A 9594-nucleotide genomic window follows, 5' to 3' on the forward strand; every position below is an offset into this window, starting at 1 on the left:
TGACCCACAACACCTAGACAGGCGCCGCGGACACGATAGGCGGGGGCCGCGCACAGGTCCCCCGGTGTGCCCCGCTCCCACGGCATGACGGCGGGGGGCGGCGCGCGTCACACACCGGACCGGACTTGACGTGGGTCACATCCAGAGAGTTACCTAATGATCGTTCAGTAATTCTCTGCGCCGCCGCGCCGGCGCGCCCGTGCCGGCAGGGAGGCCCGCCCATGACCGAGACCGCCCACCACCCCATGCTCGCGGAGGACCGCGTGGCACGGTGGCTCGGCGTCACCCTCGAGGCCGCCGAGAAGGACCACGCGCGCATCCGGATGACGCTCACCGAGGACCAGCACAACGGCTTCGGCCTGGCCCACGGCGGCGCCGTCTTCGCGTTCGCGGACACATGCTTCGCGCTGTCCTGCAACGACCCCGCCTCGGACGGCTCCACCCTCACCGTGGCCTCCGGCGTGGACGTCAACTTCCTCGCGGCCACCCGCGCCGGGCAGACCCTCGTCGCGGAGGGCCGCCTGGTCGCCGCCGCCGGCCGCTCGGCCGTCTATGACATCACCGTCACCACCGACGACGGCACCCCGGTGGCCGCCTTCCGCGGCCGCTCCCGCACCATCCCCGCCCCCGGACGCTGACCGGCGGACGCACCCGCCGGTGCGCCGCCGTCGTCGACCGCCGCCCGACCCCGCATCCCCAGGAGAACGCCATGCTCGAGGCCTCGATCCCCAACCCGTACACGCCGGCACCCCTGCCCGCCCCCGCCGACCGCGGGGCCCCGGACCCCGAGGAGACGATGAGCCGGGACCAGATCGAGGCGCTCCAGTTCGAACGCCTCCGCTGGACCCTGCACCACGCCTACGAGAACGTGCCCGCGTATCGGGAGCACTTCGACGCGCACGGCGTCCACCCCTCGGACTTCACGGAGCTCGGGGACCTCGCCAAGTTCCCGTACACGGACAAGGAGTTCCTGCGGAAGAGCTACCCGTTCGGCGCCTTCGCCGCCACGGGCCCCGAGCTGCGTCGCATCCACGCCTCCTCCGGCACCACCGGCCAGCCCACCGTGGTCGGCTATACCGACGACGACCTGGCCACGTGGGCCACCCTCGTCGCCCGCTGCTTCCGCGCCGGCGGCATCCGCCCCGGTGACCGCGTGCACAACGCGTACGGCTACGGCCTGTTCACCGGCGGCCTCGGCGCCCACTACGGCGCCGAGCGCATCGGGGCGGCCGTGATCCCGATGTCCGGCGGGCAGACGGAGAAGCAGGTGCAGCTGATCACCGACTTCCAGCCGCGCGCCATCCTCTCCACGCCCACCTACCTGCTGACCATTGCGGACGGCTTCAAGAAGCTCGGCCTGGACCCCCGCGAGTCCTCCCTCGAGGTCGCGATCCTCGGCGCCGAGCCGTGGACCGAGGAGATGCGCCGCGAGATCGAGCAGACCTTCGACCTCGACGCCCTGGACATCTACGGCCTCTCCGAGGTCATGGGCCCGGGCGTGGCCGGCGAGTCCGCGGCCACCAAGGACGGCTCCCACATCTGGGAGGACCACTTCCGCCCCGAGATCATCGACCCGCTCACGGACGAGGTCCTCGAGACCGGCCGCCACGGCGAGCTCGTCTTCACCTCGCTCACCAAGCAGGCGCTGCCGATCATCCGGTACCGCACCCACGACCTCACCCGCCTGCTGCCGGGCACCACGCACCCGGGCCACCGCCGCATGGGCCGCATCACCGGCCGCTCGGACGACATGATCATCCTGCGCGGTGTGAACCTGTTCCCGTCGCAGATCGAGGAGCTGGCCCTCAAGGAGCCGGCCCTGTCGCCGCACTTCACCCTCGAGATCACCCGCCCGGACCGCATGGACCAGATGGCCGTGAACATCGAGCGCCGCGATCATGCGACCCTCGAGGAGGCCCAGGCCTGCGCCGCGCACCTGCGCATGGAGATCAAGACGAAGATCGGCTCCTCGTGCGTGATCAACGTGGTGGAGCCGGAGACCCTCGCCCGCTCCTCCGGCAAGCTCAAGCGCATCTACGACCTGCGCGACCAGGCCTGATCCCGTCCCCGCGGCCGAACCCGACGCCGGCGTGCCCGGTAGAGTGGACCGGTGCACCGTCGTCGTCGTCGGCGTCCGCCCGCCCCCGAAGGAGCCCCGTGCCCCAGAGCAGCCCCACCCCGCGCCGCGGCCGGCCCGGCTATGACCGGCAGACGCTGCTGGCCGAGTGCGTCGAGCTTTTCAACCGGCACGGCTACGAGGCGACGTCCATGGGCATGCTCGCCACCCACCTGGGCATCTCCAAGTCCGCGATCTACCACCACGTGGAGTCCAAGGAGGCGATCCTCGACCACGCGGTGACGGAGGCGCTCGACGCCCTCGAGGCGTGCCTGGACGATGTGGTGGCCAGCGGGGACGACGCCGGCGCGCAGGTCGAGGCGGCCATCCGCGGCACGCTCGGGGTGCTGGCGGAGAAGCAGCCCGAGGTGACCCTGCTGCTGCGCCTGCGCGGGAACTCGGCGGTCGAGGTGGCCGCCGTCGAACGCCGGCGCGAGATCACCCGGCGTCTGGGCGACCTGCTCGAGGCAGCCCAGGCCGCGGGGGCGGTGCGCTCCGACGTGAGCCCGCGCAACCTCGCCCGCCTGGCGCTCGGCATGATCAACTCGATCGTCGACTGGTACCGGCCGGATCGCGGCGCCCCCGGCCAGCAGGGACCGGGCCAGATGATCGACGCCGTCACGGGCGTGGTGCTCGGGGGTCTGCGGGGCTGAGGGCCCTCAGCCCTCGCCGTCGAGCGCGGCGAGCACGTCGGCCACGATCGAGGCCGCACGGTCCTCGGCGTCCGCGGGCACCCCGCCGTCCGCGTCGGCCTGGGCCACGGCCACGGTCCGGTCGCCGTCCTGCACGGCCGTGAGGTGGGCGTAGACGGACCCCCCGGGGGCCGGGATCGCCGTGTACCCGGTGCCGCCCTCGTGCTCGGTCCGCGTCACGCTCTCCACGCCGAGCCCGGCCAGGTCCACCCCGGTGCAGGCCTGCGCCGCCGCCCGGGCGTCCTCCAGGGCGGCGCGGGCGGCCTCCTCCGTGGGGTACACGGTGACGCGCACGCCGAGCGGAGTGACCTCGGCGTCGGGGGACGCCGTGAAGGAGGGCGCCGGCGTCGTGGTGGGCCCGCCGCCGGTGGTGGCGGCCGTCTCCGGCTGGGCCGTGAGCCCCAGGTCCGCCGCCCCGGCCTCGGCGTCCCGCTCCAGGGCGGAGCGGGTGGCGTCCAGGCAGGCCTGCTGTTCCGCGCTGCGGGTGGGCGCCGGGCTCGCGCCGGCGTCGACCGCCTGCTCCAGTCCGTCGGCCCGCTGGCGCAGCTCCGTCTGCCGCTCCAGCGGCGAGGCGGCGCTCAGCCCCACCTCGGACCCCGGCCCCGCGGCCCGCTGCACGGCGGCCTGCACCGCCAGGGTCCGCTGCCCGTCCAGCGCGGGGGGCATCTCGAGGGACAGGCTGCTGGAGGCGGAGGCGCTGGCCGTGCTCTCCGCCGCGCCCGTGCTCTCCGTGGAGCTGCTGGCCGCGGGTGACGTGGACGCGGACGAGGCCGCCGTCGTCGTGGACGACACCGACGACGGGGCGGGGGAGGAGGGCTCCGCGCCGCCGCCGCCCGCGCACCCGGTGAGGGCGAGTGCGCCCACGGCGAGGGCGCCGAACAGGGGGAGTCGGGAGGTCGTCATGGCCCGACTCTACGTGCGCTGTGACGGATGCCACAAGGAAGCGGCGGGGGCACGCAACGGGGCCGCCCGATGCGTGGTGCGCACCGGACGGCCCCTGATCCGTCAGCGGAGGAGGTCAGCCGAGCGGGGTGTCCTTGTCGCCCAGGTTCCAGTCCTCCACCGGGCCGAGGTTCTCCCCGTCCGGCCCGTAGCGGTAGAACCCCTGGCCGTCGGCCACGCCGCTGTGGCCCTCGGCGATGCTCTTCTCGAGCAGCTCAGCGAAGCCGAGCTGCCAGTCGACGCCCGTGTTGCGGGAGACGTTGGCGGCCACGTGGAAGCCCACGATGTCATAGGTCTGGAACGGGCCGCGCTCGTTGCCGGTGGCCACGCGCCACGTGCGGTCGATGTCCGCCGGGTTGCCCACTCCGTGCATGTACAGCTTGGAGCCGGCCTGCAGCCACGGGATGAGCAGGGAGTTGAGGAAGTAGCCCGGGATCTCCTTGCGCACGTGCACGGGGACCATGCCGGTCTCCTCGGCGAACTGCAGGGCTCCCGCGACGGCCTCCGGCGAGGTCGCGGCGGTGCCCATGACCTCGGCGGTGTTCTGCGCCCAGATGCGGTTGGCGTAGTGCAGGGCCAGGAAGCGCTCCGGATGGCCGCTGGCGTCGGCGAAGTCCGAGGGCAGCAGGGAGGAGGTGTTCGTGGCGAACAGGGTCGTGGCGGGGGCGAGCTCGCCCACCTGGGCCCACACCTTGCGCTTGAGCTCCAGGTTCTCCGGGACGGCCTCGACCACGATGTCCGCATCCGCCAGGGCCTCGCCGAGGTCCGAGGTCGGCGTGATGCGGGCGATGGCCTCGTCGAAGCGCTGCGGGTCGTAGCCCTCCCCGAGGTCTGCTTCGTAGCCCTGGCGGATCCACGCCCAGCGGCGCTCGATCCCCTCGAGGGCGGCGGGGACGGCGTCGTAGGCCATCACCTTCTTGCCGTGGTACGCCGCCTGCATGATGATCTGCGAACCCAGCACGCCGGTGCCCAGCACGGCGACCTGCTCGAAACGGGTGAACTCGGACATGTGTGTCGACCTTCTTCTCTCGCGGTCCGAATGGGACGTACAGGTGAACGCCCCGGGCACGCTCCTTGTTCCCGGGGACGACGACGGGCCGCCCGGCGCGCAGCGGGCGCACGGGACGGCCCGTCGAAGCAGGGGGGCTCAGCCCTGGGAGGTCTCGGACGGGGCCATCGGCCAGGTCTTGGCCACGAGCGTCAGCACGTCGTACTGGGCGCAGAGCTCGTCCTTCTGGTTGTGGATCCGGCAGTCCCAGGCCACCTCGCCGTACTCGTCGCTCACGCGCGGGGTGATGCGCTTGGCCGTCAGGGTCACGCGGATGGCGTCGTCGTAGGTCACCGGCGTGATGAAGCGCAGGTTCTCCAGGCCGTAGTTGGCCAGCACCGGGCCCGGATCCGGGGCCACGAACAGCCCCGCGGCCCACGAGACCAGCAGGTAGCCGTGGGCCACCCGGCGCGGGAAGAACGGGTTGGCCATGGCGGCCTCCTCGTCCGTGTGGGCGTAGAACCTGTCCCCGGTCTCCTCCGCGAAGGCGGTGATGTCCTCCAGGGTGACGGTGCGCAGGCCGGAGGCGAACTGGTCGCCCACCGTCAGCTCGGCCAGGGACTTGTAGAACGGGTGCACGGCCGTGCCGGCCTCCACGTCCTCGCGCGTCACCGTGTGGGCCGCGGCGCCCTGATGCCACACGCCGGTGATGGCCGTGAGCATGTCCGGGGAGCCCTGGATCGCCGTGCGCTGCATGTAGTGCTTCACGGCGCGGACCCCGCCGAGCTCCTCGCCGCCGCCGGCGCGGCCGGGGCCGCCGTGGATCAGCACCGGCACGGGGGCGCCGTGACCGGTGGTGGTCGTGGCGGTCTGGCGGTTCAGGACGTGCACGCGGCCGTGGTGGGCGCCGATCCCGGCGGCGAACGCGCGGGCGGTCTCACCGTCGTTCGTGGCGACCGTGGCCACGAGCGACCCCGAGCCCAGGGCGGCCAGGGCCACGGCGTCGGCCACGTCCGTGTAGCCGATCACCGAGGTGACCGGACCGAACGCCTCGACGCTGTGCACCTCGGGGGTGCGTGCGTCCTCGAAGGTGAGCACCGTGGGGGCGAAGAACGCGCCGGACTCGGCGTCGGCGTCACCGGTCGAGCCCTCGGGGCCGCCGAGGCGGACCTGACCGCCGGCGTCGACCAGGCGCTGCACCGCGCCGCGGACCTCGCCCTGCTGGTCCTTCGAGGCCAGGGCGCCCATGGTGGTGCCCTCGACGCGCGGGTCGCCCAGGACGACCTTCGCGGCCAGGCGCTCGGTGAGGGCGGCGGTCACGGCCTCGACCCGATCCTGCGGGACGATCACCCGGCGGATGGCGGTGCACTTCTGTCCGGCCTTGACCGTCATCTCCTGGAAGACGACCTTCACGAACGCCTCGAACTCGGGGGACTCCGGGTCCGCGTCCGGGCCGAGGATGGCGGCGTTGAGGGAGTCGGTCTCCGCGGTGAAGCGGACGCCGCCCTCCTGCACGTTCGGGTGCTTCTTCAGCGTGGCCGCGGTGGCGGCGGAGCCGGTGAACGCGACGTGGTCGCGGTAGTCCAGGTGGTCCAGCAGGTCGCGGGCGGAGCCGGAGATCAGCTGGATCGAGCCCTCGGGCAGCACGCCGGACTCGAGCATCAGCTCGACGCACTTCTGCGTGACGTAGCCGGTGGGGGTGGCCGGCTTGACCACGGTGGGCACGCCGGCGACGAAGGCCGGGGCGAACTTCTCGAGCATGCCCCACACGGGGAAGTTGAACGCGTTGATCTGCACGGCCACGCCCGGGATGCGCTGGTAGATGTGCTCGCCGATGAAGGAGCCGTCGCGGGAGAGGGGCTCCACGTCGCCGTCGATGATCACGGTGGAGTTCGGTAGCTCGCGGCGGCCCTTGCCGGAGAACGTGAAGAGGGTGCCGATGCCGCCGTCGACGTCGAAGGCGTGGTCGCGCTGCGTGGCGCCGGTGGCGAAGGAGACGTCGTAGAGCTCCTGGACGCGGGAGTTCAGAAAGAGCGCGAGCTCCTTGAGCTTGAGGGCGCGCTCGTGGATGGTCAGCTCGCCCAGGGCCTGCTGGCCGACGGTGCGGGCGTGCTCGATGGCGGCGGCCGTGTCGAGGCCGTCGGTGGAGACGCCGGTCAGGCGCGCGCCGGTGTTCGCGTCCGTCACGTCGGTGACCTTGGACGGGTGCGACGGCGTCCACCAGCTGCCGGCGACGTAGCTGGGGAGGATCTCCGGGAGGGAGGGGGCGGTGACGGTCACGGGGTCTCCTGGTGTCGGGGGCGCGGACGAGTTCCGACCGATCGGTCGGTTATTGCTCCTCACCCTAGCCGAGACGTGGATCACGCGGGAGGGGGAGCCGGGCCGGTGACGCCGTCGTCGTGGAGAGGGCTTCGCCGCGCAAGCCGTGGCGCCCGGGCCCGCAGACACGCCGCTACCGCCAGGACGTAGCGGCGTGTCTGCGGGCCTCGGCGGGGCGTCGTCCACAGATCCCGGCGGACGACGACGGCGGCCCGCCCGGATCGGGCACGCTCGGCCCATGCCCCGCTCGCCCGCGCCCCTGCCTCCGATGCGCTGCGGACTGGACGGCCTCCTCCGCGCTCCGACCGTGTTCTCGACCCCGGCCGCGCGCGAGACGGGGGTGAGCGCGGCCCGGCTGCGGCGCGGGGACGTGGTCTCCCTCGGCTGGGGGCTCTGGGGCCTGCGCGGCGTCGAACCGGACCCCATGGACCATCTGCGGGCACTGCAGGATCTGCACCCCGAGGGCGTGTTCAGCCACGTCACGGCCGCCAGGGTGCTCGGCCTGTGGCTGACCGGGCCGCTCGCCGCCGACCGGTCCGTGCACGTCGCGACCCCGCGCGGCCACGGCACCGCGTCGAGCCGGGCCGGGGTCCGCTCACACCGCCTCCGCGCCGACGCACCGGTGCGGATCGTGGACGGGGTGCGCGTGACCGCACCGGGGTGGATCTTCGTGGACCTCGCCGCGCAGGCCGGGCCGCTCGACCATCTCGTCGCGCTGGGGGACAGCATGGTGCGGACCGCCCCGACGGAGGCCCGCCGCCGTCGGCTGCCTCCCGGGGTGACGGACGTGGCCGAGCTGCGCGCCGCCGTCGAGGAACGCGGACGGGTGCGCGGGATCCGCGCGGCCCGGGAGGCGCTGGAGCTCGTCCGCCCCGGAGCCGACTCGCCGCAGGAGAGCCGACTGCGGGCGCGGCTCGTCCTGGACGGCGTCCCCGAGCCCGCAGTGAACCCGTGCATCCGCCTCGCCACGGGACAGCGGCTCCGCGTGGATCTGGTGTGGGCGGAGGCCAAGGTGGCGGTCGAGTACGACGGCGATCAGCACCGCACGGATCGCCGGCAGTGGCGTGAGGACCGCGAGCGGGACGCGGCCCTGCGCGCGGAGGGGTGGGAGGTGATCCGGGTGACCGCCGACGTGTTCCGGCCAGGGCACTGGGAGCTGTTCGTGCGGCAGCTGCGGGGCCTGGTGGCTGCGCGGACCCCGCCGGGCCGAGTGCCGCCGTCGTGGATCTGACCCGCCCAGGCCTGCAGACACGCCGCTACCGCCAGGGCGTAGCGGCGTGTCTGCGGGCTTCGGCGAGAGGGGCGGGAGCCTCGGGCCGGCGCCGACCCCCTGCCCCTCGTCTCCGGACCGGCGTAGAATCGAGCACCGGTCCTCTCGGACCCGACCCACCCCCTCATCCGGAGAGTCCTGCCGCATGCTGCGCACCATGTTCCACGCCAAGATCCACCGGGCCACCGTGACCCAGGCGGACCTGCACTACGTGGGCTCCGTGACCGTGGACCAGGACCTGCTGGACGCCGCGGACATCCTCCCCGGCGAGCTCGTGTCCATCGTGGACGTCACCAACGGCGCGCGACTGGAGACCTACACCATCGCGGGCGAGCGGGGCTCCGGCGTGCTCGGCATCAACGGCGCCGCCGCCCACCTGGTGCATCCGGGGGACGTCGTCATCCTCATCGCCTACGGGCAGATGGACGACGACGAGGCTCGCCGCTTCCAGCCCAAGGTCGTCCACGTGGACGCGGACAACAGGATCGTCGAGCTCGGCGCGGACCCGGCGGAGGGGCTGCTCGACGGCGTCGCCCGCCCGCCGCTGTCCCGCGAGTGGGACGAGGCCCAGGCCGAGGTCTGAGCCGGCCCGAGGGCGCTGGGCCGTCATGGACGAGCCGTTCAAGCGGGATCAGCGGTCGGCACGGCCTTGGCCCCGAGTGCCCGACGCGCGGAGTGCATCGCGGCCGCGTGGCTGAGGCCCATCGCGGCGCGGGCGCCCGGCACGCGGGCCACGGCGCGCATCCACGACGAGGTCAGCACCACCTCCTGCTCCCACACCACGATGCAGTGCGTCGCGTGTCCGGCCGGGGCACCGTCGTCGTGGACGGTGACCCGCACGGTGCCCGTCAGGCCCCCGCTCAGGCGGGCGACCAGTAGGCCGCGGGCGCGGTCGTCGATGAGACGCTCCATCGTCAGACGCACCGGCACGAACCCGCGCAGCCGGACGGCGGCGCGGTCGGGGCCCAGGCGACGGACGCGCGGGACGGCCGGCCACCAGCGTGGGTAGCCGGCCGGGTCGGCGAGCAGGGCCAGCACGGACCGGGCGTCCGCGGGGACGGCCCAGCGGTGGGTGAAGCGGAAGGGGCGGTCGGCCGACATCAGGCCCGGCCGAAGGTCTCGGGGTCCACGGGGCGCGCGGCCCGGCTGAGCCAGAGCCGCTGGTCCAGGTGATGGCCGGGCGTGTTCGCCACGGGCAGGGCGACGCGCAGCAGCGTGGGCTCGTCCATACCCGTCACGCTAGCTGTAGGAGGGCATGACGTTGTTG

General features: G+C 73.6%; 9 protein-coding genes. 5 read left to right on the forward strand and 4 right to left on the reverse strand.

The window, feature by feature from the left end:
* Positions 1 to 221: 221 nt before the first annotated feature.
* The 3 genes from HMPREF3105_RS03715 (at position 222) to HMPREF3105_RS03725 (ending at position 2769) form a co-directional block, all read left to right on the forward strand.
* Positions 222 to 638 carry a PaaI family thioesterase gene (locus HMPREF3105_RS03715; RefSeq protein ID WP_070708796.1) on the forward strand — a complete coding sequence of 139 codons (417 nt, stop codon included), beginning with the start codon at positions 222 to 224 and terminating at the stop codon, positions 636 to 638.
* 71 nt (positions 639 to 709) lie between these two features.
* Positions 710 to 2059: a phenylacetate--CoA ligase family protein gene (locus HMPREF3105_RS03720; protein ID WP_070708797.1), complete on the forward strand. Its 1350-nt coding sequence runs from the start codon at positions 710 to 712 to the stop codon at positions 2057 to 2059.
* 98 nt (positions 2060 to 2157) lie between these two features.
* Complete coding sequence (locus HMPREF3105_RS03725) at positions 2158 to 2769, forward strand: TetR/AcrR family transcriptional regulator (protein ID WP_070708798.1); 612 nt, start codon at positions 2158 to 2160, stop codon at positions 2767 to 2769.
* Between the two features lie 6 nt (positions 2770 to 2775).
* Here the strand turns inward: HMPREF3105_RS03725 and HMPREF3105_RS03730 are convergent, their stop codons facing one another.
* The 3 genes from HMPREF3105_RS03730 to paaZ all read right to left on the reverse strand — a co-directional run bounded on the left by HMPREF3105_RS03730 (position 2776) and on the right by paaZ (position 7018).
* Positions 2776 to 3711: a hypothetical protein gene (locus HMPREF3105_RS03730; protein WP_070708799.1), complete on the reverse strand. Its 936-nt coding sequence runs from the start codon at positions 3709 to 3711 to the stop codon at positions 2776 to 2778.
* Between the two features lie 115 nt (positions 3712 to 3826).
* Positions 3827 to 4759 (reverse strand): 3-hydroxyacyl-CoA dehydrogenase, encoded by a 933-nt coding sequence (locus tag HMPREF3105_RS03735; RefSeq protein ID WP_070708800.1) that lies wholly within the window; start codon positions 4757 to 4759, stop codon positions 3827 to 3829.
* Positions 4760 to 4897: 138 nt separating this feature from the next.
* Positions 4898 to 7018, reverse strand: a complete 2121-nt coding sequence (paaZ, locus tag HMPREF3105_RS03740; RefSeq protein WP_070708801.1) for a phenylacetic acid degradation bifunctional protein PaaZ — start codon at positions 7016 to 7018, stop codon at positions 4898 to 4900.
* A gap of 277 nt (positions 7019 to 7295) precedes the next feature.
* On the opposite strand from paaZ, the gene HMPREF3105_RS03745 reads away from it, so the two are divergent.
* Both HMPREF3105_RS03745 and panD read left to right on the forward strand, forming a co-directional pair.
* The gene (locus HMPREF3105_RS03745; protein WP_041102582.1) at positions 7296 to 8288 is read left to right on the forward strand and encodes a DUF559 domain-containing protein; all 993 of its coding nucleotides are present in this window, start codon (positions 7296 to 7298) and stop codon (positions 8286 to 8288) included.
* A 184-nt stretch (positions 8289 to 8472) separates the two neighbouring features.
* A complete protein-coding gene (gene panD, locus HMPREF3105_RS03750; protein WP_070708802.1) occupies positions 8473 to 8910 on the forward strand; it encodes an aspartate 1-decarboxylase in 438 nt (145 codons plus the stop codon).
* A gap of 38 nt (positions 8911 to 8948) precedes the next feature.
* On the opposite strand, the gene HMPREF3105_RS03755 is transcribed toward panD, so the two are convergent.
* Positions 8949 to 9428: an SRPBCC family protein gene (locus tag HMPREF3105_RS03755; protein WP_070708803.1), complete on the reverse strand. Its 480-nt coding sequence runs from the start codon at positions 9426 to 9428 to the stop codon at positions 8949 to 8951.
* Between the last annotated feature and the right edge of the window lie 166 nt (positions 9429 to 9594).

The organism is Micrococcus sp. HMSC31B01 (assembly GCF_001816085.1).
Taxonomy (GTDB): Bacteria; Actinomycetota; Actinomycetes; order Actinomycetales; family Micrococcaceae; genus Micrococcus; species Micrococcus luteus.

Coding starts and splice junctions, on each gene's coding strand:
- HMPREF3105_RS03730 (WP_070708799.1), bottom strand. CDS start 3,711: ATGACGACCTCCCGACTCCCCCTGTTCGGCGCCCTCGCCGTGGGCGCA.
- HMPREF3105_RS03735 (WP_070708800.1), bottom strand. CDS start 4,759: ATGTCCGAGTTCACCCGTTTCGAGCAGGTCGCCGTGCTGGGCACCGGC.
- HMPREF3105_RS03745 (WP_041102582.1), top strand. CDS start 7,296: ATGCCCCGCTCGCCCGCGCCCCTGCCTCCGATGCGCTGCGGACTGGAC.
- panD (WP_070708802.1), top strand. CDS start 8,473: ATGCTGCGCACCATGTTCCACGCCAAGATCCACCGGGCCACCGTGACC.
- HMPREF3105_RS03755 (WP_070708803.1), bottom strand. CDS start 9,428: ATGTCGGCCGACCGCCCCTTCCGCTTCACCCACCGCTGGGCCGTCCCC.
- HMPREF3105_RS03720 (WP_070708797.1), top strand. CDS start 710: ATGCTCGAGGCCTCGATCCCCAACCCGTACACGCCGGCACCCCTGCCC.
- HMPREF3105_RS03715 (WP_070708796.1), top strand. CDS start 222: ATGACCGAGACCGCCCACCACCCCATGCTCGCGGAGGACCGCGTGGCA.